22 protein-coding genes are annotated in these 24045 nt (G+C 54.2%); 10 read left to right on the forward strand and 12 right to left on the reverse strand.

From position 1 onward, the window contains the following. Positions 1–211 precede the first annotated feature (211 nt). The 6 genes from spy to ACHHZ7_RS07925 all read right to left on the reverse strand — a co-directional run bounded on the left by spy (position 212) and on the right by ACHHZ7_RS07925 (position 7071). Complete coding sequence (gene spy, locus ACHHZ7_RS07900; RefSeq protein ID WP_003832537.1) at positions 212–697, reverse strand: ATP-independent periplasmic protein-refolding chaperone Spy; 486 nt, start codon at positions 695–697, stop codon at positions 212–214. Positions 698–1046: 349 nt separating this feature from the next. After that, positions 1047–2012 (reverse strand): succinylglutamate desuccinylase, encoded by a 966-nt coding sequence (gene astE / locus ACHHZ7_RS07905; protein WP_020996447.1) that lies wholly within the window; start codon positions 2010–2012, stop codon positions 1047–1049. After that, the gene (gene astB / locus ACHHZ7_RS07910) at positions 2005–3348 is read right to left on the reverse strand and encodes an N-succinylarginine dihydrolase (protein ID WP_060682308.1); all 1344 of its coding nucleotides are present in this window, start codon (positions 3346–3348) and stop codon (positions 2005–2007) included. Before astB ends, astE begins: the two co-directional genes overlap by 8 nt. Beyond that, on the reverse strand, positions 3345–4823 hold the full coding sequence (gene astD, locus ACHHZ7_RS07915; RefSeq protein WP_048214343.1) for a succinylglutamate-semialdehyde dehydrogenase: 1479 nt from the start codon (positions 4821–4823) through the stop codon (positions 3345–3347). The genes astB and astD overlap by 4 nt, the downstream gene beginning before the upstream one ends. Then, complete coding sequence (gene astA / locus ACHHZ7_RS07920) at positions 4820–5854, reverse strand: arginine N-succinyltransferase (RefSeq protein WP_060682309.1); 1035 nt, start codon at positions 5852–5854, stop codon at positions 4820–4822. Before astA ends, astD begins: the two co-directional genes overlap by 4 nt. Next, the gene (locus ACHHZ7_RS07925) at positions 5851–7071 is read right to left on the reverse strand and encodes an aspartate aminotransferase family protein (protein WP_048214345.1); all 1221 of its coding nucleotides are present in this window, start codon (positions 7069–7071) and stop codon (positions 5851–5853) included. The genes astA and ACHHZ7_RS07925 overlap by 4 nt, the downstream gene beginning before the upstream one ends. Positions 7072–7515: 444 nt before the next feature. Between ACHHZ7_RS07925 and xthA the strand changes: the two genes are divergently transcribed. The 7 genes from xthA (at position 7516) to ACHHZ7_RS07960 (ending at position 14647) form a co-directional block, all read left to right on the forward strand. Continuing rightward, the gene (xthA, locus tag ACHHZ7_RS07930; RefSeq protein WP_003030642.1) at positions 7516–8322 is read left to right on the forward strand and encodes an exodeoxyribonuclease III; all 807 of its coding nucleotides are present in this window, start codon (positions 7516–7518) and stop codon (positions 8320–8322) included. A gap of 223 nt (positions 8323–8545) precedes the next feature. Further along, on the forward strand, positions 8546–9202 hold the full coding sequence (locus ACHHZ7_RS07935) for a TVP38/TMEM64 family protein (RefSeq protein WP_192464029.1): 657 nt from the start codon (positions 8546–8548) through the stop codon (positions 9200–9202). After that, positions 9199–9909 (forward strand): TVP38/TMEM64 family protein, encoded by a 711-nt coding sequence (locus ACHHZ7_RS07940; protein ID WP_060682312.1) that lies wholly within the window; start codon positions 9199–9201, stop codon positions 9907–9909. The genes ACHHZ7_RS07935 and ACHHZ7_RS07940 overlap by 4 nt, the downstream gene beginning before the upstream one ends. A gap of 32 nt (positions 9910–9941) precedes the next feature. Further along, positions 9942–11111, forward strand: coding sequence for an ABC transporter substrate-binding protein (locus ACHHZ7_RS07945; protein ID WP_008784548.1), 1170 nt, complete (start codon positions 9942–9944; stop codon positions 11109–11111). Beyond that, a complete protein-coding gene (locus ACHHZ7_RS07950; RefSeq protein WP_060682313.1) occupies positions 11084–12619 on the forward strand; it encodes an ABC transporter permease subunit in 1536 nt (511 codons plus the stop codon). The genes ACHHZ7_RS07945 and ACHHZ7_RS07950 overlap by 28 nt, the downstream gene beginning before the upstream one ends. Continuing rightward, entirely contained in the window at positions 12619–13251 is a 633-nt protein-coding gene (locus ACHHZ7_RS07955) for an ATP-binding cassette domain-containing protein (RefSeq protein WP_060682314.1), read from the forward strand. The genes ACHHZ7_RS07950 and ACHHZ7_RS07955 overlap by 1 nt, the downstream gene beginning before the upstream one ends. Positions 13252–13339: 88 nt before the next feature. Beyond that, positions 13340–14647, forward strand: coding sequence for a sulfurtransferase (locus tag ACHHZ7_RS07960; protein ID WP_060682315.1), 1308 nt, complete (start codon positions 13340–13342; stop codon positions 14645–14647). A gap of 100 nt (positions 14648–14747) precedes the next feature. Here the strand turns inward: ACHHZ7_RS07960 and ACHHZ7_RS07965 are convergent, their stop codons facing one another. Then, a complete protein-coding gene (locus ACHHZ7_RS07965; protein ID WP_060682316.1) occupies positions 14748–15371 on the reverse strand; it encodes a CDP-alcohol phosphatidyltransferase family protein in 624 nt (207 codons plus the stop codon). Continuing rightward, positions 15364–15933 carry a carboxymuconolactone decarboxylase family protein gene (locus ACHHZ7_RS07970; RefSeq protein ID WP_032943126.1) on the reverse strand — a complete coding sequence of 190 codons (570 nt, stop codon included), beginning with the start codon at positions 15931–15933 and terminating at the stop codon, positions 15364–15366. Before ACHHZ7_RS07970 ends, ACHHZ7_RS07965 begins: the two co-directional genes overlap by 8 nt. Positions 15934–16012: 79 nt before the next feature. Between ACHHZ7_RS07970 and ACHHZ7_RS07975 the strand changes: the two genes are divergently transcribed. After that, the gene (locus ACHHZ7_RS07975; protein WP_048227038.1) at positions 16013–16426 is read left to right on the forward strand and encodes a pyrimidine (deoxy)nucleoside triphosphate diphosphatase; all 414 of its coding nucleotides are present in this window, start codon (positions 16013–16015) and stop codon (positions 16424–16426) included. Here ACHHZ7_RS07975 and ACHHZ7_RS07980 read toward each other — a convergent pair. Further along, positions 16386–16646: a YnjH family protein gene (locus ACHHZ7_RS07980; protein WP_171846094.1), complete on the reverse strand. Its 261-nt coding sequence runs from the start codon at positions 16644–16646 to the stop codon at positions 16386–16388. The genes ACHHZ7_RS07975 and ACHHZ7_RS07980 overlap by 41 nt on opposite strands. 252 nt (positions 16647–16898) lie before the next feature. Between ACHHZ7_RS07980 and gdhA the strand changes: the two genes are divergently transcribed. After that, positions 16899–18242, forward strand: a complete 1344-nt coding sequence (gene gdhA / locus ACHHZ7_RS07985; RefSeq protein WP_003832501.1) for an NADP-specific glutamate dehydrogenase — start codon at positions 16899–16901, stop codon at positions 18240–18242. A gap of 88 nt (positions 18243–18330) precedes the next feature. Here gdhA and ACHHZ7_RS07990 read toward each other — a convergent pair whose 3' ends face one another. The 3 genes from ACHHZ7_RS07990 to ACHHZ7_RS08000 all read right to left on the reverse strand — a co-directional run bounded on the left by ACHHZ7_RS07990 (position 18331) and on the right by ACHHZ7_RS08000 (position 21993). Then, positions 18331–20277 carry a DNA topoisomerase III gene (locus ACHHZ7_RS07990; RefSeq protein WP_060682317.1) on the reverse strand — a complete coding sequence of 649 codons (1947 nt, stop codon included), beginning with the start codon at positions 20275–20277 and terminating at the stop codon, positions 18331–18333. A gap of 4 nt (positions 20278–20281) precedes the next feature. Beyond that, complete coding sequence (gene selD, locus ACHHZ7_RS07995; protein ID WP_003832497.1) at positions 20282–21325, reverse strand: selenide, water dikinase SelD; 1044 nt, start codon at positions 21323–21325, stop codon at positions 20282–20284. A 116-nt stretch (positions 21326–21441) separates the two neighbouring features. Then, positions 21442–21993: an NAD(P)H nitroreductase gene (locus tag ACHHZ7_RS08000; protein ID WP_008784540.1), complete on the reverse strand. Its 552-nt coding sequence runs from the start codon at positions 21991–21993 to the stop codon at positions 21442–21444. Between the two features lie 175 nt (positions 21994–22168). Between ACHHZ7_RS08000 and sppA the strand changes: the two genes are divergently transcribed. Next, positions 22169–24025: a signal peptide peptidase SppA gene (gene sppA / locus ACHHZ7_RS08005; protein ID WP_008784539.1), complete on the forward strand. Its 1857-nt coding sequence runs from the start codon at positions 22169–22171 to the stop codon at positions 24023–24025. Positions 24026–24045 lie beyond the last annotated feature (20 nt).

The following is a 24045-nucleotide window of genomic DNA, read 5'->3' on the forward strand; positions in this document are numbered from 1 at the left end:
GAATAACGCGCTGATCCAGGTAGAATTTTCGCGGGCTTCAGGAGAATAGCGCGTCGTGCGTCCGGTGCAATAGGCAGAAATGAAAAAACCGCCGATCCTGCCCACATCGTTATACGTGTTGTGGACAAGAGCGGCGGTCTTGAGTTTTGTTTCACACTGTGCGGCAATCAGCGCGACACAGTGTGAATGATTTAGTGTAGACGCTGATCGATTACTCGGCAGCTTCCGGCATTTTACCTTTCTGCGCCGCACGTTCTGTCAGACGCTTCTCAAAATTGGCATTAAACTGCTTTTTCTGTTCCGGGGTCAGAATGTTGTAAATTTTGTTCTGAGTTTCCATATGCGCCAGCATGTTGGCTTTGCGCTGTTCTTCCATCTTCGCAATCTGCGCTTCGGCTTTCGCTTTATCGAAGCTATCGCTGGCGATGATATCGTGCATTGCACGGCGTTCTTCCAGCGGCGGACGTTTCATCTGATCGCGCTGGCCTTTCATGATCTCGCGAATCTGCTGTTTCTGCGCGTCGGTCAGGTTCAGGTCTTTAAACATCATGTCGTGATGCGGGGCAAATTTACCGTTGTGATGCATCATCGGTTTAGCATCCGCTGGTGCAGCTGTTGTAGTGTCAGCAGCATGAGCCAGGTTCGCAGCACCCAGCGCCAGAGTAGAGGCAACAAACAGAGCAGTCAGTTTACGCATAATTTCTATCCTTTCTTTCAGTTATTTTTACGACACTCATGCGACTCTTATGCAATGTGATGTCGTGTTGACGAGATTAACTTTACCGGCTTAAGCGTCAATTAATCAGAGCAACGGTAAAACAGTGAAAGTGTAAAAAACAAACTTTCATCAATTATGAAGAAAAAAAGAATAAATTGCGCAGAGTTGCAATAAAAAATTACAACAGGATGATTTTGAAAGGATTATGGAGAACTATACCTGAACCCTGTTTATTAAGAAAGCAACTCACCAGGAATAATCCGTAATAAATAAAAACAGCACGCAAAAATAAGCCCTAAAGGATAATCCTGCAGGGCGAATATATTGATCACAACTTTTCGAGCATCAATCCGGCACGTAAACCGCAGGCCACGTTAGGGTTGGGAAAAAGAACGTATTCAACATCATGGGTGACGATAAAACGTTCATCTCCGTCCTGCGCCAGCAAGGTGCCTTCTTTAAAGGGGGTAAAGTTTAGCGTCTGGTTATCCATGTGGAGAATGAAATCGTCGCTACGACGCGTGATTTGCGACACCACGCGATAACGCAGCGGGGATATTTCTCTCGTCGACACCCGCTCGCCCTGCAGCAGTTTCTCCAGCGCGTCTGCCGTTTGCGCAAACTGGGTGAGATCGTTTTGCCCGAACGGCAGCGCTTTCCCCAGTTCCAACGTACAGGCCAACGCACCAAAATATTCACCACTAAAATGGGTGAACGTGCCGCCAGGCGTCTGATGGAAAACCAGCGCTTCCAGTCCCGCATCTCCCAGCCATTCAAGAAAATCCTCGTCCCAGGCAACGTTGCGTTGTGGCAATACGCCAAAGCGCAGATGCTGTGAACCGCGGATCGCGGTGTGCAGATCCAAATGCCAGCGCACAGGCTCCTTTGCGCGCGAATAAAAATCTTCAAGACACAGCTCAAGCTCGTGGGCTCGGTGCGTTTCTTCACTCGCGGTAAAAATCTGCCACCGGCCGCCAAACATACGATTCAGGTCGCTATGACAATATCGTTTTCCCGCAGCCAGCGCATGCGGGTTTCCCAGAATCACCAGCAGCCGCCATGTCAGTGTCAGCTCGCCGCTAAACAGACTGGAAAGCAATGAATCGAGTATCTCTACCGGCGCGGTTTCATTGCCATGGATCCCCGCAGACAGCACCAGAGAATGTTCAACGGGTGCAAGCGGCGTCAGTTCCAGAATTCCGTGACCGATCCACTGCCAGTCAAAACCATGAGTGGTTCCTTGCGTTTTCTCTGGAGTGGCGCCTGCGAGCGTGATCGCCAGAAAGTTATCCATGGTGCATCCCCTCCTGCTGGAAAGGATACACTGAACCGAGGTTGAGCAATTGCGTCAGCGTATCCAGCGCTTCACGCCCCTCGCGCAACAGCTGTGGGTCGGCAAGGTCGGCAGCGGTAAGACGATCGCGATAGTAACGGTCAACCCAGTTATTCAACGTGTTAAACAGCGTGTCGTTCATGATAACCGCCGGATTCACCGCCTGCTGTTCCTGCGGGGTGAGCACCACTCTCAGGCGCAAGCATGCCGGACCACCGCCGTTGGACATACTTTCACGCAGATCGAATACCCGCAGATCATCGATCGGATTGTCTTCCTCGAGAAGCCGGTTCAAATACCGCCACACGCCAGCATGCTCCCGACACTCCTGCGGCAGGACCAGCATCATCGAACCGTCACTACGACTCAGCAACTGACTGTTAAACAGATAAGTGGTCACGGCATCCTGCACCGACACTTCCGCTGTCGGGACTTCCAGCGGGGTAAAACCTGCCACCTGACTGCGCAACTGCTCTAACAATGCCTGCTGTCTGACAAACGCCTGCTGATGACAAAACAGCACCTGGCGATTCGATACCGCAATCACATCGTTATGGAACACGCCAAGATCGATAACGTCCGGGTTTTGCTGGGCAAAAATGCGCTGATGTGGGTTGACCTGATTCAGTCGCGCGACCGCTTCGCTGGCCTCACGGGATTGCCTTGCCGGATAGCGCTTCGGTTGGGATGCATTGCCTTCTTCACGACCGTAAACAAACAGCTGTACGCCGGGGTCACCGTAATCTCCACCCAGGCGGTTATGGTTTGCCGCCCCTTCATCACCGAAAAGCGCAACCTGGGGCAACGCGCCGTGGACCGCAAAGCTATTCTCATCACGGAAAATCGCCCGTAACAATGCTTCGGTAGTAGGCGCTTCCAGTGAACGGTGGAACTTATTATTCAGATTTGCCACCGTCAGATGCACTTTCCCGTCCAGCGAGTCTGCCGAAGGGCAAACCGTTGCCGCATTCGCTACCCACATAGGCGATGCGGAGCTGGCACTGGAGAGCCAGTGAGGCGCCTGACGTGACACTTTCTCCAACACCTGTTCGTCACTGCCGCTAAAACCCAACTGACGCAGAACCGGAATATAAGGCCGCTCGTGGGGCGGGATCACCGCCTGAGGAAATCCCGCATCCGCCAGCGCTTTCATCTTTAGCAGACCTTGCTTTGCCGCCAGACACGGGTTCGACACCTGAAATCGATGTTTGGTTGAGGCCTCATTACCAAATGACAATCCAGCATAGTGGTGAGTTAGCCCCACCAGACCATCAAAATTTACCTCACGGGCTTTCATAGCTTATCCTCGCGAGAAAAATCCAGTCCGGGGCTAAGCGCCGATGGCAGCGTTAAGGCCGGGGATTCCAGACTTGCCATCGGCCAGGCGCAATAATCTGCGGCATACCACGCGCTGGCGCGATGGTTCCCGGAAGCGCCTACACCGCCAAACGGTGCGGTACTCGCAGCGCCGGTTAACGGCTTATTCCAGTTGACGATCCCTGCCCGCGCCTCCAACAGTAGCTGTTCAAACTGGCCGCGATCGGGCGAAACTAACCCACACGACAATCCAAAGCGGGTGTTGTTCGCCAGACGAATCGCATCATCAAAGCTGTCATAACGCCAGACGCCGAGCAGCGGACCGAAAACCTCTTCATCAGGTACGTTCCCCGCCCCGGTCAGTTCGATGATTCCAGGGGTCAGCAGTGACGTTCCGGCATTTACCAGACGTGGCGCTAACAACGTACGGCCGCCCAACGACGCCAGACGCTGCCAGGCATCATAGACGTGCTGCGCGGCCTGTTCGGAAATCAGTCCACCCATAAATGGCTGCGGTTGTGCATCCCAGTTGCCGGGCACTAAACGCTGACTAACCTCCACCAGACGCGTCAGGAACGCATCACCCTGCGCGCCTTTTTTTACGAGCAGGCGGCGGGCACAGGTACAGCGCTGTCCGGCGGTGACAAATGCGGATTGAATAGTCAGATGCACCGCGGCATCAATATCCTCCGGATTCTCAATAATCAGCGGGTTGTTGCCCCCCATCTCCAGGGCAAGGATTTTTTCCGGCTGGCCGGATAACTGCTTATGCAGCTGATAACCGGTATTCGCACTGCCGGTAAACAGCAGGCCATCGAGGTCTTCCAGCGCACTCAGCGCCTGCCCCGTTTCACGTCCGCCCTGCACCAGATTCAGCACGCCCGGCGGCAACCCCGCCTGCTCCCACAGTTTTATTACTGCTTCACCGGTCCACGGCGTCAACTCGCTGGGTTTGAAAATCAACGTATTGCCTGCCAGCAATGCCGGAACAATATGACCATTGGGTAAATGTCCGGGGAAGTTATACGGACCAAAAACCGCCAGCACGCCGTGTGGGCGATGGCGCAACGTTGCCGCACCATCCGGTAGTTCGCTGTGCTGCTCACCGGTACGGGCGTGATAAGCTTTGACGGAGATGGCGATTTTATTGATCATCGCCGTCAGTTCAGTCGCGGCTTCCCAATGAGGTTTTCCGGTTTCCTTGGCGATAATCTGAGTTAGCTCGGCTTTATTGCTTTCCAGCAATAAAGCAAACTTTTCAACAATAGTCTGGCGTGCGCTGAAAGGCTGTTTAGCCCAACCGGCAAAGGCTGCGCGTGCGGCCTGGCACGCTTGCGTCACCTGCATTGCATCTGCATCATTACCGTGCCACAGCACATCACCGCTTACCGGGTTGGTTTTCACCCGACGCTCGCCCAGACCCGTCACCCAGTCACCGTTTATCCATAGTGTCATGCTGTTTTCTCCTCTGCACAAAGACGTACAAAACGTACATGGTCGCCCGCGTGGCATTTCAGGGCATCCAGTTGCGCCGCCGTCAGTACCAGACGTTGGGTATCCGGGTCTGCGCGAACCAGCATGACGCGGAAATTTTGATAGTTTTCATTGGCAACCAGACAGGCCGGATAATCGCCGGTTGCTGGCTGACCTTCCGCCACTTCCACCAGCCTGCTTTTACGAATAGCCCGAACCCGGTCGATATCGCATTCCAGCGTTGGCCCGCCGTCGAAAATATCGACATAGTTGCGGTAGCGAAATCCTTCTTTCTCCAGCACCGCCCGCGCCGGGGCAGTTTGCGGATGCACCTGACCAATCACGCCTTGCGCTTCATCAGACAGAAAATGGGTATAAATAGGATGCTTGGGCATCAGTTCAGCAATAAAGGCTTTCTGCCCTGTCCCGCAGAGAAAATCCGCCCGGCTGAACTCCATTGAGAAAAAGCGTTTACCAAGGCTTTGCCAGAACGGCGAGTAACCGTGCTCATCAATCACGCCGCGCATTTCGGCCACGACTTTCTCATTAAATCGGTCGCGAAAAGCCGCCATAAACATAAAGCGCGATTTTGACAGCAAATAGCCGTTGCCTTCTTTTCGCCAGTCCGGATCGAGAAACAGCGTGCAAAGCTCGCTGCTACCCGTGTGATCGTTACTCAGAAACAGTGTCGGCAGCGCGTTATAGACATTCAGCTCTTTCGAGGCGTGGACCAGGGTACCAACCCGGTAGTTGTACCAGGGATCGTTAAGCCCTACCGCTACCTCAATGGCGCAAATCCCGGCCACGGTTCCGCTGGTACTGTCTTCAAGCACAAACACATATCCCTGCTCACTTTTTGGCAACTCACCGCGCCAGGTTTGGAGTGAACGTTCGATACGCGCCATCAGCGTAGCTTCATTCGCCGGTAGCGAGGTCAACCCGCCGCCGGTCTTACTGGCAAGCTGCATCAACGCGGTGATATCCGCGCGTTCAATGGGACGAATCACCATCATGATGAACCTCCTGCTTTAATGCGTTCGCAGGCCAGCGCAAAGCGATCCAGTCCGGTGGCGACTTCTTCTTCGCTGACGTTGAGCGCTGGCGCAAAACGCACCACGTTAGCGCCAGCGATCAGTACCATCACCCCGGCAACAGCCGCTTCTTGCGAGATGAGTTTCGCTTTCCCGGCAAATTCCGCGTTCAGCACGCAGCCGATCAGCAGTCCGAGTCCACGAATTTCACTAAACAGTCCAAAACGTTCGTTAATGGCGTTTATACGCTCCACAAACCAGTCGTGGCGCTGTTTTACTCCGTTGAGCACTTCCGGTGTATTCACAATTTCCAGCAATTTACCTGCCACCGCCGTAGCCAGCGGGTTTCCGCCGTACGTTGTACCGTGTGTGCCAACCGTCATCACGCTGGCGCAACGCTCTGTCGCCAGCAGTGCGCCGATGGGGAAACCACCGCCCAGCGCTTTTGCTGTCGTCAGAAGATCCGGCGTCACGCCGTAGTGCATATAGGCATACAGTTCCCCGGTACGGCCAACGCCGGTCTGAACTTCATCAAAAATCAGCAGCGCATTATGGCGATCGCATAACTCACGTAGCCCCTGCAAAAAGGCTTTTGTTGCCGGTACCACACCGCCTTCACCCTGCACAGGCTCCACGATAACCGCACAGGTGGTGTCATCAATCAGTTGGCTGGCAGAATCGAGATCGTTGTATACGGCATGACGGATATCCGGCGGCAGCGGCGCGAAATCCTGTGAGTAGGCAGGCTGTCCTCCGGCGCTGACGGTAAACAGCGTGCGTCCATGGAAAGCATTTTTAAACGCTACAATCCCGCTCTTCTGACTGCCAAAACGATCGTGGGCATATTTACGCGCCAGTTTTAGTGCCGCTTCGTTGGCTTCTGCACCGGAGTTACAGAAGAAAATGCGCTCGGCGAAGGTGGCGTCAATCAGCTTTTTCGCCAGACGCAGTACCGGCTCGTTGGTGTAGCCATTTCCCGTATGCCAGAATTTGCTCGCCTGGTCGTTTAATGCCTCGCGCAATGCCGGGTGGGCGTGACCCAGCGCGTTAACCGCAATGCCTCCCGCGAAATCGATATACTCTTTACCCTGCTGATCCCACAGACGTGAACCTTCACCCCGCACCGGAATAAAAGGGGCCGGAGCATATACGGGCATCATCCATTCATCAAAATTTTCACGCGTAATTGACAGAGACATAGCGACCTCAACGGTAAATAAAAGGTTATTTATATGTTAATAAATATAGTGTTTGCGGTGTAAATGTAGATTGCAGGGTTCGTGCCAGCCAGCGAAAAAAGTGCATAAACGGAGGTCGATGACGAAATATCAACAGGTTACAACGTAGCGATATTCACTACATGTGCATATAAAGTGAATATGTTTGCACATCAGGCGACTAAACAGAGGAAAAAACGCAGTTTTATTCAGTCGCCAAATATAATTCTGGAATTGTGATCGTATACGAAATTTTTCGGAAATTATTGCCCCATTCCGACGCGCTTCGCGCCAAAACGGTGCAGTTTTTGCTCCATCGTTAACACCATTAGCAATCATTGTTGGAATCAGGTGACAAGAAGCAGTCAGCCTGCAGAAATTCTGCTACCATCCTTGCACTATTCATCTTGCAAAGTGGCAGCGACTATGAAATTTGTCTCTTTTAATATCAACGGCCTGCGTGCCCGTCCCCATCAACTGGCAGCCATTGTCGAAAAACACCAACCGGATGTTATTGGCTTACAGGAGACAAAAGTCCACGACGATATGTTCCCTCTCGAAGAGGTAGCAAAGCTCGGTTACAACGTCTTTTATCACGGCCAGAAAGGTCATTACGGCGTGGCGTTGTTAACGAAAGAAACGCCAATTGCGGTACGTCGTGGCTTCCCGGGCGATGACGAAGAAGCGCAGCGTCGGATCATCATGGCAGAAATTCCGTCCCCTCTGGGCAGCATCACGGTGATCAACGGCTACTTCCCGCAAGGAGAAAGCCGTGACCATGAAACCAAATTCCCGGCCAAAGCCGCGTTTTATCAGAACCTGCAAAACTATCTGGAGACTGAACTGAAGCGCGACAATCCGGTATTGATCATGGGCGATATGAATATTAGCCCAACCGATCTCGATATCGGCATTGGCGAAGAAAACCGTAAACGCTGGCTGCGTACCGGTAAATGTTCCTTCCTGCCGGAGGAGCGTGAGTGGATGGAACGCCTGCTGGGCTGGGGTCTGGTGGATACTTACCGTCACGCAAATCCTGAAAAGAATGACCAGTTCTCGTGGTTCGACTATCGCTCAAAAGGCTTTGACGATAACCGTGGCCTGCGTATCGATCTGCTGCTGGCGAGCAACCCATTGGCGGAACGCTGCGAAGAAACCGGCATCGACTATGAAATTCGCAGCATGGAAAAACCGTCCGACCATGCGCCTGTATGGGCTAAATTCCGCGTCTGACCTTCTGCGTCTTTTTACTCTCCAGGCCTGGTCTGGAGAGTCTGTTTATTCTGTGCAAAATCAATAAAGTGACAGTAATACATTGTTACGGCCGGGAATTTATTATATCTTCGCGCGCGCTTTTCGCTGATGAAAATGCTCCATTGCCCTCGGTTTTACAGGAGAACCCCCATGAAAAAGAAGTTCGCATAAAGCAGAATACCGGCTGCTGATTGTCGCGGTCCTGTTCTGCGTTCTGGCGGGAGTTTTCCATCATTATGGTCTGACCGACCTGATAACCAATTTCCATCATTTACAAGACGTCATCCGCCAAAGCGGTATGTTCGGCTATACGCTTTATATCCTGCTGTTTATTGTTGCTGCGCTGTGTCTGATTCCAGGCAGCATCCTGGTGATCGTCGGCGGTGTGCTGTTTGGCCCCGTGGCTGGGACGCTTATCTCGTTAGTGGCAGCAACCATGGCCTCAGCGCTGTCGTTTTTGCTGGCTCGCTGGCTTGGACGGGATCTACTACTGAAATACGTTGGGCACACGGCGACGTTTCAGGCTATCGAAAAAGGCATTGCCCATAGCGGAGTAGACTTTCTAATCCTGACCCGGCTCGTACCGCTGTTCCCCTATAATATTCAAAATTACGCCTATGGGCTGACGGCCATTCCGTTCTGGTCATTTACCGTAATATCGGCACTTACCACCTTACCCGGCATCTTTATCTATACGCTGATGTCGCATGAACTCGCCAGCGAAGGCATTACCCTGGTATTCATCGGTAAGCTCAGCGTGGCAGGGCTGGCGTTATTCGCCCTCGTTCAGGCAGCCAAAGCCTGGGCCCGATATAAGCATATCGATCCGTCAGCCAACCATGAGTGTACGGGTAAATGATAAAACGGAATAAAGCGCGGCTGGCTCGCTATTACCGGGCGGGTTTGATTGCTCTGCTACTGCTCGGGCTAATGGCATGGGCATGGATACCTGGCGTGAGTGATTTTCTCCACAGCAGCCTGGCAGCATTTACCACACTCGATCAGCATGCTCTTGAGAACTTTATTCGTTCTTATGGAACCCAGGCGGCGGTGGTGTCGTTCTTCCTGATGATCTTACAGGCCATCGTTGCACCGCTTCCTGCGTTTGTGATCACGTTTGCCAATGCCTCGCTGTTTGGCGCATTTTGGGGCGGCGTACTATCCTGGAGCAGCGCAATGGCAGGTGCGGCGCTGTGCTTTTTTATTGCCCGCATTTTAGGTCGCGGTGCGGTAGAAAAGCTGACCGGAAAAACGGTGCTGAACAATATTGACGCTTTTTTCGAGCGCTATGGTAAGCACACTATTCTGGTCTGCCGCCTGTTACCTTTTGTGCCGTTCGACCCGGTAAGCTACGCGGCAGGCCTGACCTCAATTCGTTTTCGCCATTTTTTCATCGCCACAGGCATCGGACAGTTACCCGCCACTATCATCTACTCATGGGCGGGAAGCCTGTTAACCGGCGGCACATTTTGGTTTGTGACGGGTCTGTTTGTCCTGTTTGCCCTAAGCGTGGTGATATCGGTGGCGAGAAGCCTTTATCTTGAGCGCCAACGGAAAAAAAGCTGAGACCTTCCCCCATTTTTAGCCATGGAGATATTATGCGTTACTGCTTATTGTGTCTGAGTTTGTTGCTCTGCCCGCTGGCGACGTTTGCCCAGGACGCCAGCTGGCAACAAATCAAAAATGACGCCCGTGGTCAAACGGTGTGGTTCAACGCCTGGGGTGGCGACAATGCAGTTAACCAGTATCTCGACTGGGTTAGCGGCGAGATGAAAACGCACTACGACATTAACCTGAAAATCGTGCGCCTGGCGGACGCCGCCGATGCCGTAAAACGCATCCAGACGGAAGCGGCATCCGGGCGAAAAACCGGCGGCTCTGTCGATTTACTGTGGGTTAACGGCGAAAACTTCCGTACGCTAAAAGAAGCCGGGCTACTGCAAACCCAGTGGGCGCAAACGCTGCCTAACTGGCGCTATGTTGATACACAAAAACCGGTGACCGAAGATTTCTCCGTTCCAACAGAGGGGGCTGAATCACCGTGGGGCGGTGCCCAACTCACCTTTATTGCCCGGCGCGATCTTACCGCGCAGCCGCCGCAATCTCCGCAGGCACTGTTTAAATTCGCGCAGGCGCACCCTGGCACGGTGACCTATCCACGCCCGCCAGACTTTACCGGAACGGCTTTTCTTGAGCAGTTGCTAATTTCGCTCACCACCAAACCACAGGCATTGAAAGTTGCGCCAGATGCAGCGACATTCGCCGAAGTTACCGCGCCATTGTGGCAGTATCTTGATACCTTGCATCCTGTACTTTGGCGTGAAGGCAAAGATTTTCCTCCCACGCCAGCACGAATGGATGCACTGCTCAATAGCGGCACCCTGCGTTTATCATTGACCTTTAACCCTGCCCACGCGCAGCAAAAAGTGGCGAGCGGCGAATTGCCTAAAAGCAGCTACAGTTTTGGTTTCTCACAGGGCATGCTCGGCAACGTGCACTTTGTTGCCATTCCGGCGAATGCCCACGCCAGTGCCGGAGCAAAAGTCGTGGCAAACTTCCTGCTTTCTCCTGAAGCACAACTGCGCAAAGCTGACCCGGCTATCTGGGGAGATCCTTCGGTGCTTGATCCACAAAAATTGCCTGACGAACAGCGTGATGCGCTGCTGGCGCGGATCCCACAGGGGCTCCCTGCCGTGTTGCCAGAACCGCATGCAGCCTGGGTAAACGCTCTGGAACAAGAATGGCTACGCCGCTACGGTACGCATTAATTCTGCTACTCTGGGCCATCATGGCGGCAGTTTATCTGCCGTTGGCGCCAGCGGCATGGTCTCTGATAACACCGGCGCTTAGTACCACACACTGGCTGGCGCTCTTTGCCGATCCTCAACTCCCGCAGGCGTTACTGGCAACGCTGGTTTCCGTCGGCCTCGCGGCTGGGGGCGCGCTGATTATCGCGCTGCTGGCGATCCTCGCCTTGTGGCCCGGCGCAGGCTGGGTACGTCTGTATACGCGTCTTCCGTGGCTGCTGGCAATTCCGCACGTTGCCTTCGCCACGAGCGTGCTGTTGGTTTTTGCTGAAGGCGGCATACTTTGGCAATGGCTCCCGCTCCTCAGCCCACAGCCGGACCGCTACGGCATTGGACTTGGCGTAACGCTGGCGGTGAAAGAGAGCGCTTTTTTGTTATGGATTCTCTCGGCCCTGCTGAGTGAAAAACAACTTTCTCAGCAGGTTATCGTATTGGATTCGCTGGGTTACAGCCGACTGCAATGCCTGAACTGGCTGGTTCTGCCCGCTATCGGCCCGGCATTAGGTAAAGCTATGCTGGCGATTGTTGCCTGGTCACTCTCCGTTGTTGATGTGGCAATCGTTCTTGGCCCCGGCAATCCGCCAACGCTTGCCGTATTGAGCTGGCAGTGGCTCAGTCAGGGCGACGTCGAACAGCAGGCGAAAGGCGCACTTGCCAGTCTGTTGCTGGTGCTGTTACTCCTTGTTATCGCGCTGGTGGGTTATCTGCTCTGGCGTACCTGGCGACATACTATTCCGGCAGTAAACGGTGAACGCCAGCATTTTTCATCTATGACAATCGTACGCCCGCTGGTACAGATTTTGCCCGTCAGCGGTGTGGTATGCGCGCTGGTGCTGGCGCTTATCGCCAGCTATTCCTCGCTAAACAGCGAGGCGCTCAGCAACAGCCTGCAACTGGGGCTCCTTTCCAGCGTGCTGGCGCTTCTGATACTTTTTGCCTGGCTGGAATGGGGTCCACAAACCGGACACCGCTGGGTCTGGCTACCGCTCATTTTGCCTGCGCTACCGCTGGTAACCGGACAATATCTGCTGGCGTTATATGCCGAACAAGATGGACTGATGACTACCATTATCTGGGGCCACCTGCTGTGGGTGATGCCCTGGATGCTATTTGTGCTTAAACCGGCGTGGCAGCGCATTGACCCACGATTAATTTTGATTGCGCAAACCCTGGGCTGGACGCGGTGGCGGATATTCTGGCTGGTGAAATGCCCACAGCTGGCACGCCCTGCATTGATTGCCTTCGCGGTTGGCTTCTCGGTTAGTATCGCCCAGTATATGCCAACGCTGTGGCTAGGTGCCGGACGCTATCCCACGTTAACCACCGAAGCGGTGGCATTAAGCAGCGGCGGTAGCAGTGCGATTCTGGCAACACAGGCGTTGTGGCAGTTGCTTTTACCACTGCTCGTTTTCGCACTTGCAGCCTTTCTCACCGCGTGGATTGGCCGCTTTCGACAAGGACTTCGCTAATGCTTACTGTACGAGGCGCTTCGTTGTACCAGGGCGCGAAAGCGCTGGTGAAAGACGTTAATTTTCAGGTTAACAAAAGTGACATCGTCACTATTATGGGACCTTCCGGCAGCGGGAAATCTTCGCTGTTTTCATGGATGATCGGGGCGTTGTCTCCCCAGTTTCAGGCATCAGGCGAACTGTGGCTTAATGAACGACGCATCGATACGTTACCTACCGCGCAGCGCCAGATTGGCATTTTGTTCCAGGATGCGCTGCTGTTTGACCATTTCAGCGTTGGGCAGAATTTACTGCTGGCCTTACCCGCCAGCCTGCAAGGTCCCGCCAGACGCCATGAGATTGAATGCGCTCTCGCGCGCGCTGACCTGGCAGGTTTTTATTCGCGCGATCCGGCGTCACTCTCCGGCGGACAACGCTCACGTGTCGCCCTGCTCCGCGCACTACTGGCGCAGCCCCAGGCGCTGTTACTTGATGAACCCTTTAGCAGGCTGGATGCGTCGCTACGCGATAACTTTCGCCAATGGGTCTTCACCGAGGTGCGTAAGCTGGGGATCCCGGTGGTACAGGTGACCCATGACGCGCAGGACGTTCCGCCTGCAGGCCACGTATTTCAGATGGAAAACTGGGCGTGAATGTGGCGATATGCTGCGTTAACGCAAGGTTTTTACGTAACTGGCGGCACAGAATGTCGTCTTCTTTTTTTCAACGTCGGGCTATTCGATGAAACGTGTTTCTCAAATGACCGCGCTGGCACTGGCTTTAGGGCTCGCTTGCGCTTCTTCCTGGGCTGCTGAAACAGCACAGACGCTCACCCTCAACCAGTTACAGCAAAAGCAAGGCGCGGCGATCGATACCCGTCAGAGCGCTTTTTACAACGGCTGGCCACAATCGCTCAATAGTCCTTCAGGACACGAACCTTCCGCACTGAACCTGTCTGCCGCCTGGCTCGACAAGATGAATGATGAACAACTCAGCGCCTGGGTTAAGTCACATCAACTTAAGACCGACGCTCCGGTGGCGCTGTATGGCAGTGATAACGACATGCAGGCCGTTAAATCCCGTCTGCAAAAAGTTGGCTTTAACCAGATTTCAACCCTCAGCGATGCGCTGACAGATCCTGCGCGTCTGCAACGTCTGCCGCACTTCGAACAGTTGGTCTACCCACAGTGGCTGCACAATCTTCAGCAGGGTAAAGACGTGACTGCCAAACCGGCGGGTGACTGGAAAGTGATTGAAGCCGCCTGGGGCGCGCCGAAGTTGTATCTGCTCAGCCACATCCCCGGCGCGGGCTACATTGATACCAATGAAGTTGAAAGCGAACCGCTGTGGAATAAAGTTTCCGATGAGCAGCTTAAAGCGATGCTGGCGAAACACGGTATCCGCCACGACACCACGGTAATTTTATACGGCCGCGATGTCTATGCCGCCGCACGCGTGGCACAAATTATGTTGTACGCAGGCGTGAAAGACGTTCGTCTGCTCGACGGCGGTTGGCAAACCTGGTCCGACTCAGGTTTACCGGTCGAACGCGGCACTCCGCCAACGGTGAAACCAGAACCTGATTTCGGCGTAAAAATCCCTGCCCAGCCGCAGCTGATGCTCGATACGGAACAGGCGCGCGGTCTGCTGCATCGCCAGGATGCGTCTTTGGTAAGCATTCGTTCATGGCCAGAATTTGTCGGTACTACCAGCGGCTACAGCTACATTAAGCCAAAAGGCGAGATCGCAGGCGCGCGTTGGGGCCACGCGGGCAGCGACTCTACCCATATGGAAGATTTCCATAATCCGGATGGCACCATGCGCAGCGCGGATGACATCGCCGCCATGTGGAAGCAATGGAATATCCTGCCGAATCAACAGGTCTCTTTCTATTGCGGTACCGGCTGGCGTGCTTCAGAAACGTTTATGTATGCCCGCGCAATGGGCTGGAAAAACGTCTCTGTTTACGATGGTGGCTGGTACGAGTGGAGCAGCAATCCGAAAAACCCGGTCGCCAGCGGTGAACGGGGTCCAGACGCCAGCAAGTAAGACTGGCATTATTGCCGGATGCGGCGAGAACGCTTTACCAAGCCTGGATATATCATCGTTGTAGGCCGGATAAGCGAAGCGCATCCGGCAACGCATTACCTTACGCCTGACGCTGAACGGTTTTCAGCGTCAGATATCCGCTCCAGATCCGGGTGAACGTTGTCATCCAGCACAGCGCGCCAAAGACCCACGCCAGCACGGCAAAATAGTCCGGGAACAGACACCCCAACACAAACAGCAAAATTGTCTCAGTTCCTTCGGTCAGCCCGCCAAGATAATAAAACGATTTATGCGCGTAACCGGGGTTATCGATCTGATGTTTCGCTGCCAGTGCGGCGAAGGCCAGAAAGCTGCTACCGGTGCCAATAAACGCGAACAACAGCCAACTGCCTGCCAGCGCATTTTGCGCCGGAGCGGCAAGAATAAAACCAAACGGCACAAGGGCGTAAAACAAAAAATCGAGCGAAATATCGAGAAATCCGCCCGCGTCGGTTAGTCCTCTGCGCCGCGCCAGCGCCCCATCCAGCCCGTCAAACAACCGATTGAGCACAATGGCCACCAGCGCCGCCAGATACCAGCCTAACGCCAGAAATGGCAACGCCAGCACGCCAATGGCAAATCCGACCAGCGTAAGTCCGTCCGGGGTAATCGCCGGTTTATCGATAATACCTACGCACCGATGCAACAGCGGTTTTAATCGTGGATGAAGATGGCGGTCAAGCATGCGGGCGTCCTTTAAAACTGTCGCACAGTCCCTGCGAGGGAATATCGAGAGCGGCATTAAAACGCGCCGAGAGATTTTGAAACGCAATCAGCGCGGTCATTTCCGTAATGGCATCATCGGTAAAATGCTGCTTCATCTGCACTTTCAGCGCATCGTCAACCTGTGGAGGCGTTGCGGTAACCGCATCGGCATAGGCCAGCGCTACGCGTTCTTCAGCGCTAAACAGCGTCGAATCTTGCCAGGTGGCAACCTGCATGACTTTATCCAGCGCGCCACAGCGTTCTGCCAGCCGTAAACTATTCGCATCAATACAGAAAGCGCAGTGGCAGACCTGAGAAACGCGGGTCATCAACAGCGCACGCATCACCGGCGTTAAGCGCGCCTTTTTACGCTCCAGAAACCCGACAAACAGCGCCACCAGCCAGAACAGAAACGGCATCCGCCCCCACCAGCGCGTGGGATGCAGCACATCGCCATAATGTTTTTTCTGCGTTGCAACGAGCGGTTTTAAACTGGAAGGGATACGCGTTAACGGCTTTACCCACGACTGAGGTTCGTTCAACGGTGGCTCCTGAATACTTTAGATAAAACAAAGATAACGATAGTATGTCATTTTCTGCTGTTAGATCTTGATGAATATGATGAAAACCCTCGACGTGGTCGCCGCTATCATTGAACGTGATGGCAAAATTTTACTGGCTCAACGTCCGCTGCATGCGGATCAGTCAGGCATGTGGGAGTTTGCCGGCGGTAAGGTTGAATCTGGCGAAAGTCAGCCCGAGGCGCTGATCCGTGAACTGCGTGAAGAGTTGGGCATTGAGGCGGTCGTGGGGCGCTACATTGCCAGTCATCAACGCGAGGTTTCAGGCCGATTGATTCACCTACACGCCTGGCATGTACCGTCTTTTCAGGGGGAATTGAGAGCGTTTGAACATCAGGATATCGTCTGGTGCTCACCCGAAGAGGCGCTGCGTTATCCGCTGGCACCCGCCGATATCCCGTTGTTAGAGGCGTTTATCCTTTTACACGCCGCCAGACCAGCGGATTCGTGCTGATCGTTTTATCATCGCGCTGGCACTGCAACAGAACGCCATCGGCTTTAATCACCGCCCCTTCAGAGTAGTTTTGATCCTGATAAATACAGCACTGGCTACAGGGCTGCGCCCGCTGACCGCTGGAACTGAACACTTCCGGCGGTACATTCACCTGCACGTCCGGGCGATAAAGCTGATTTGCCAGCGTCGCGCAGGACACCAGTACCAACGCTCCTGCCATGATTAAACGGCGCATTGTCTTTCCTTTTTAACTGACATTTATGCTCAGTATAACGGTATAAATCGGCAGAAACTTTAGTCCCTTCCATCATCGCTTTTGGTTATGACCCACGGCGCAATATTAATTTACTTAGCGGGGTTAATTTTTTCTTGCGTCACGTCACACTGCTGATGGTATAGTCAAAAACTGCACAACACATAACATAAATATCAAAAATATAACCATATCAATACATAAGAGGTTCTTATATCTATGGATCAGACATGTTCTCTGGAGTCATTTCTCAACCATGTGCAAAAGCGCGACCCGAATCAAACCGAGTTCGCGCAAGCCGTTCGTGAGGTAATGACGACGCTGTGGCCCTTTCTTGAGCAGAACCCGCGTTATCGTCAGATGTCGTTGCTGGAACGTCTGGTTGAACCGGAGCGCGTGATCCAGTTCCGCGTAGTTTGGCTGGACGATCGCAATCAGGTGCAGGTCAACCGCGCGTGGCGCGTACAGTTTAGCTCTGCCATTGGCCCGTACAAAGGCGGTATGCGTTTCCACCCTTCCGTGAACCTGTCGATCCTGAAATTCCTGGGTTTCGAGCAGACCTTTAAGAACGCCCTCACCACGCTGCCAATGGGCGGAGGTAAAGGCGGGAGCGATTTCGATCCGAAAGGTAAAAGCGAAGGCGAAATCATGCGTTTCTGCCAGGCACTGATGACCGAACTGTTCCGCCATTTAGGTCCTGATACCGACGTTCCGGCGGGCGATATCGGCGTGGGTGGTCGTGAAGTCGGCTTTATGGCCGGGATGATGAAAAAACTGTCCAACAACAGCGCCTGCGTCTTTACCGGTAAAGGTCTCTCTTTTGGCGGCAGCCTGATCCGCCCGGAAGCCACCGGCTACGGTCTGGTGTACTTCACCGAAGCAATGCTCAAACGCCATGGTCTGGGCTTTGAAGGCATGCGCGTGGCGGTTTCTGGCTCCGGCAACGTAGCGCAATTCGCCATAGAGAAAGCCATGGAGTTTGGCGCGCGAGTAGTTACCGCCTCCGATTCCAGCGGTACCGTAGTTGACGAAAGCGGATTTACTAAAGAAAAACTGGCGCGTCTGTGTGCGATCAAAGACAGCCGTGACGGTCGCGTGGCGGATTACGCCCGTGAGTTTGGCCTGACCTATTTGGAAGGAAAACAGCCGTGGTCGGTTCCGGTCGATATCGCCCTGCCGTGCGCCACTCAGAACGAACTGGATGTCGATGCAGCGCGCGTACTGATCGCCAACGGCGTGAAAGCTGTCGCCGAAGGGGCAAACATGCCGACCACTATCGAGGCCACCGATCTGTTCCTCGAAGCGGGCGTACTGTTCGCACCGGGTAAAGCCGCCAACGCCGGTGGCGTAGCGACATCCGGTCTGGAAATGGCGCAAAACGCCGCTCGTCTGGGCTGGAAAGCGGAGAAAGTGGATGCGCGCCTGCACCACATCATGCTGGATATTCACCATGCCTGCGTTGAATACGGCGGCGAAAGCAAGCAGACCAACTACGTACGTGGCGCCAACATCGCGGGCTTCGTGAAGGTTGCCGACGCGATGCTGGGTCAGGGCGTGATTTAATATTGTCTCTGCAGGCCAGTAGGCCGGATTAGGCACGGGAGCCGCATCCGGCTAAGCCTGATGCGCTATGCTTATCAGGCCTACAAACTTACAGGCCCGCCTCTTCAGATGGCGGGCTTTTTTTCGCCGGACGTTTACGCGGCGCGCTTTTTTTCTTATCGCTACCACTACCGCCCGGCGCGGCAATTCCACGAAAGCGTCGTACCGGTGTGCTGCACGCCTGATCAATAAGCTGATACAGCGTCCCCACCAGCGGTTGCATGAAATCCTGATAGCGGCACTGCTTTTCGCTGATTTGGGTCAGGATAGATTCCCAGTGCGCTGTCATGTCCGGGCGCGTCGCCATTTCTGGCAGCGAGTGGAACAGCGCTTTTCCCGCGTCGGTCGAATGGATATAACGTCCTTTTTTCACCAGGAACCCGCGCTTAAACAGCAGCTCGATAATTCCGGCGCGCGTCGCTTCCGTACCTAAACCATCCGTTGCGCGCAGGATCTTTTTCAGATCTTTATCCTGCACGAATCGCGCAATCCCGGTCATCGCTGACAGCAGAGTTGCATCAGTAAAGTGCCGCGGGGGCTGGGTCTGACGTTCAACTACTTCGCCTTTTTCGCACAGCAGTTCGTCATCTTTTGCCACCACCGGCAGCGGCGTCCCGTCATTATCTTCGTCGCGCTCTTTGTTGCCGAGCAGCGTGCGCCATCCGGCTTCCGCCAGAAAACGCGCTTTGGCGACAAACTTGCCTTTGGCGATGTCCAGCTCAATGACGCACTTCCTGAATACTGCATCTGCGCAAAATTGCATCAGATACTGACGGGCAATCAGGTTGTAAATTTTCGCTTCGTTGTCATTCAGGTTGATGGATGAACTACGCGCGGTAGGAATGATGGCGTGGTGCGCATCCACTTTTTTGTCGTCCCAACAGCGATTTCGCGTATCGGGATTGACCGCCGGCTGCGGGAGCAAATCCGGCGCATGGACGCTAATCGCGTTCAGTACCGCGTGACGTCCGGCAAAGTGTTCTTCCGGCAGATAACGGCTATCCGAACGCGGATAGGTAATCAACTTATGGGTTTCATACAGCTTCTGGCAGATATCCAGAACGTTTTGCGCACTTAAACCGAAGCGCTTCGCCGCTTCAATCTGCAACGCAGACAGCGAGAACGGCAACGGCGCGGATTCTGATTCCCGTTTATCGTTATAGCTGGTGACTATCGCCGGCTGACCGTTAATGCGGTTCACCACGTGTTCAGCCAGCGTGCGGTTCAGCAAGCGCCCTTCTTCATCCTGATACGGCTCACACGCTTCGCTCGGCTGCCAGATAGCGGTAAACCGCTCATCGACGGGCGTTACGATATGCGCTTTCACTTCGAAGAAGTCTTTGGCGACGAAGTTCTCTATCTCTTCATCGCGGCGCACAACCAGCCCGAGCACCGGCGTTTGTACGCGCCCGACCGAAAGTACGCCCTGATAGCCCGCGTTACGTCCAAGAATGGTGTAAGCGCGCGTCATATTGATACCGTACAACCAGTCCGCACGCGCTCGCGCCAGTGCCGACACGCACAGCGGGATAAACTCACTGTTGGCACGCAGCCGCTCAATAGCCCGCTCAACGGCCTGCGGGTTGAGGTCGTTAATCAGGCAACGCTGCACCTTCTGACGCTTTTCAGGTGCCAGTTGCAGGTAATCCAGCACTTCATCTACCAGCAGTTGCCCTTCACGATCGGGGTCACCGGCGTGAATAACTTCGCTGGCCTCATGCAAAAAGCGCTTAATGACGTTGAGCTGTTTGGTCACCGAGGGGCGCGGTTGCAGTTGCCACTTTTCAGGGACAATCGGCAGATCGACCAGACTCCAGCGAGCATAACGACTGTCGTAGGCATCCGGCTGCGCCTGTTCAAGCAGGTGACCAATACACCAGGTCACCACTTGTCCATTTCCGCATTCGATAAAACCATCGCCTTTGCGATGCGGCTTCGGCAGCACATCGGCGATAGCACGCGCCAGACTTGGTTTTTCGGCAATAAACAACCGCATCGAGTTAACGAATCTCAACCATGGCGCGACCGCCACGAGCTTCCACTAACTCACCAATGGCGGTGAGATCGATACCGAACTGCGCCGCTGCCGCTTTCACTTCGGCTTCAGCTTCCGGCGTTACCGCCAGCAGTAGACCACCTGAAGTTTGCGGATCGCACAGCAGATCGCGTACCGATTGCGGCATTTCACCCATCAGGTGTCCGTAGCTGGCAAAGTTACGTTGGGTACCACCCGGCACCGCGCCCTGCGCGATGTATTCTTCAACGCCAGGCAGCTTAGGAATATCCTGGTAGACGATCTGTGCCTGAACGCCTGCGCCCTGGCACATCTCACTCAGATGCCCCAGCAGACCAAAACCGGTAACATCGGTCATGGCTTTCACGCCGTCAATATCGGCGAATGCAGCACCGGCAATGTTCATCCGGCACATCACTTCTGTCGCCAGTCCTTTATGTTCTTCCTTCAGCAGTGATTTTTTCTCTGCGGTTGTCAGAACACCTATGCCCAGAGGCTTGGTCAGGAACAACTTACACCCTGCCTCAGCGGTGCTGTTTTTCTTCACGCGTTCGGTCGGCACAACGCCGGTTACCGCAAGGCCGAAGATAGGCTCTGGGGCATCAATAGAGTGGCCGCCCGCCAGCGCAATACCCGCCTGACGGCAGGCAAAGCGTCCGCCTTCGGTGACTTCGCGGGCGATTTCCGGTGCCAGTTTATCCAGCGGCCAGCCCAGAATAGCAATTGCCATAATCGGTTTGCCGCCCATGGCGAAAATATCGCTGATGGCGTTAGTCGCGGCGATGCGTCCAAAATCAAACGGATTATCGACAATCGGCATAAAGAAATCGGTGGTGCTGATAACGCTGGTGCCGTTTCCCAGATCGTATACGGCCGCGTCGTCGCGGGTTTCATTACCCACCAGTAAGTTCGGATCAACAAACTTCGCCTGCTCGCTGTGCAGGATGGTTTCCAGCACTTTTGGGGAAATTTTACAACCGCAACCGGCTCCGTGGCTGTATTGCGTTAAACGAATAGCTTGCTCGCTCATGGACATCTCCTGTCATTGCAATCCGGATATGGTAGCGCTCATTCCTTGATGTGGTAAGAGTGACTGTCTGAATTCGGGTGTCTTTGCTCAGAATCCAGACAGTTTTGCCGTTGATATCAGAAATAACGGACGAATGCGCTCGGATCGGCAAGGTTAATCGTCGTGGATGCTTTTAGCTGCGGTGTGCCCAGATAGAGGAAACCGACGATTTTATCTTGCGGGCGACAGTCGAATGCTTCGCGAACGACCGCACTTTCGGTTAATGCACCACTGCGCCAGATACCGCCAAAGCCCTGGGCAATTGCGGCCATCTGCATAGCCATCACCGCACAACCGGCAGACATTTCTTGTTCCCACAGAGGAACCTTGTCGTTTTCTTCACATTTCGCCACCACGGTAATAATCAACGGCGCGCGAAACGGTGCGCTGCGCGCTTTTTCCTGGGCTTTCTCGTCACTGCCTGCGGCAATCGCCCCTTTTTCAAGCACCGCGCTAAAACGCTCACGCCCTTCGCCCTCAATGACAAAGAATTGCCACGGTTGCAGCGTTTTGTGGTCTGGCGCGCGCATTCCCGCACGCAGAATGTTTTGTAGCTGCTCTCCTGTCGGGGCTGGCTCGACGAGACGAGAGGCGCTACGACGGGTAATCAGTAATTCGAGTGCATCCATTTGCTTAACTCCAACAATGAGATTTGTTCACAAAATTAACACGTGAGCGGATTTTGTTACAGCACAGGCGGTGATTCCTGCTGACAAGTGCCTGTCGGGTCATTACGATAGCCTCATCTTATCGCCTTTCTCCGGAATTTCGGGGTGGCGTGTTGTTAATCGGTAGGGAGAATACATGCGAACCCTGTGGCGATTTATTGCCGGATTTTTTAAATGGACATGGCGATTACTCAATTTCGTCCGTGAATTTGTGCTTAACCTGTTCTTCATCTTCTTGGTGCTGGTGGGCGTGGGCATCTGGATGCAGGTCAGCAGCAGCAATACCAGTGAACACGCTGAGCGAGGCGCACTGCTGCTGGATATCTCGGGGGTGATTGTCGATAAGCCTTCGAGCACCAGTCGCTTAAGCGTTATTGGTCGTCAGCTGTTTGGCGCCAGTTCCGATCGTCTGCAGGAAAACTCCCTGTTCGATATCGTGAATACTATTCGCCAGGCAAAAGATGATCGCAACATCACCGGCATTGTGATGGATCTGAAAAATTTTGCCGGGGCCGACCAGCCTTCCATGCAGTATATCGGTAAAGCGCTGCGGGAATTCCGCGACAGCGGCAAACCGGTCTTTGCCGTGGGCGATAACTTCAGCCAGGGGCAGTACTACCTCGCTAGTTTCGCCAATAAAATTTATCTCTCTCCGCAGGGTTCCGTTGATCTGCACGGCTTTGCCACCAACGGTTTGTACTACAAGTCCCTGCTCGACAAGCTGAAAGTTTCCACACACGTGTTCCGTGTCGGGACCTATAAGTCTGCCGTAGAACCGTTCATTCGTGATGATATGTCTCCTGCCGCGCGCGAGGCCGACAGCCGCTGGATCGGCGAGCTGTGGCAGAACTATCTCGACACGGTCGCTGCCAACCGCCAGATCCCTGCTCAGCAGGTGTTCCCGGGCGCACAGGCCATGCTGGACGGTTTGACAAAAGTCGATGGTGATACCGCGAAATATGCGCTCGACAACAAACTGGTGGATGCACTGGCCTCCAGCGCCGAAGTCGAAAAAATGCTGACCAAACAGTTTGGCTGGAGCAAAGCGGATAAAAATTATCGCGCCGTCAGCTATTACGATTACTCGCTGAAAACGCCAGCGGATACTGGGGACAGCATTGGCGTCGTCTTCGCGAATGGCGCAATTATGGACGGTGAAGAAACCCCTGGGAATGTGGGCGGTGACACGACTGCCGCGCAGATCCGCGAAGCGCGTCTTGATCCGAAAGTGAAAGCAATTGTGCTGCGCGTGAACAGCCCTGGCGGCAGCGTCAGCGCTTCCGAAGTCATTCGCGCTGAGCTGGCTGCGGCAAAAGCGGCAGGCAAGCCGGTTGTCGTGTCCATGGGGGGCATGGCGGCATCCGGCGGGTACTGGATCTCCACCCCAGCAAGCTACATTGTGGCGAACCCCAGCACGCTGACCGGTTCAATCGGGATCTTTGGCGTGATCAACACTGTGGAAAACAGTCTGGATTCCATTGGTGTACACACCGACGGCGTGGCGACATCCCCACTGGCGGATATCTCCATCACCAAAGCGTTACCACCTGAAGTGCAGCAAATGATGCAACTGAGCATCGAGAACGGCTATAAGCGCTTTATCACGCTGGTCGCAGATGCGCGTAAGACAACGCCTGAGCAGATTGACAAAATCGCGCAGGGCCACGTCTGGACCGGCCAGGATGCGAAAGCCAACGGTCTGGTAGACAGTCTGGGTGATTTTGATGACGCCGTGGCGAAAGCGGCTGAGCTGGCCAAACTGAAGCAATGGCACATTGAGTATTATCAGGACGAACCGACATTCGTTGATATGGTGATGGATAGCATGTCCGGTTCCGTTCGTGCCATGCTGCCTGAAGCTATCCAGGCGATGCTCCCGGCGCCGCTCGCTTCTGCGGCGAGTACGGTTAAAGCGGAGAGCGATAAGCTGGCCGCGTTTAACGATCCGCAAAACCGCTATGCGTTTTGCCTGACCTGCGCCAACGTTCGCTAATCTGCCAATGCTGCCCCAAG

This window comes from Citrobacter freundii complex sp. 2024EL-00216, assembly GCF_043945515.1.
GTDB lineage: Bacteria > Pseudomonadota > Gammaproteobacteria > Enterobacterales > Enterobacteriaceae > Citrobacter > Citrobacter portucalensis.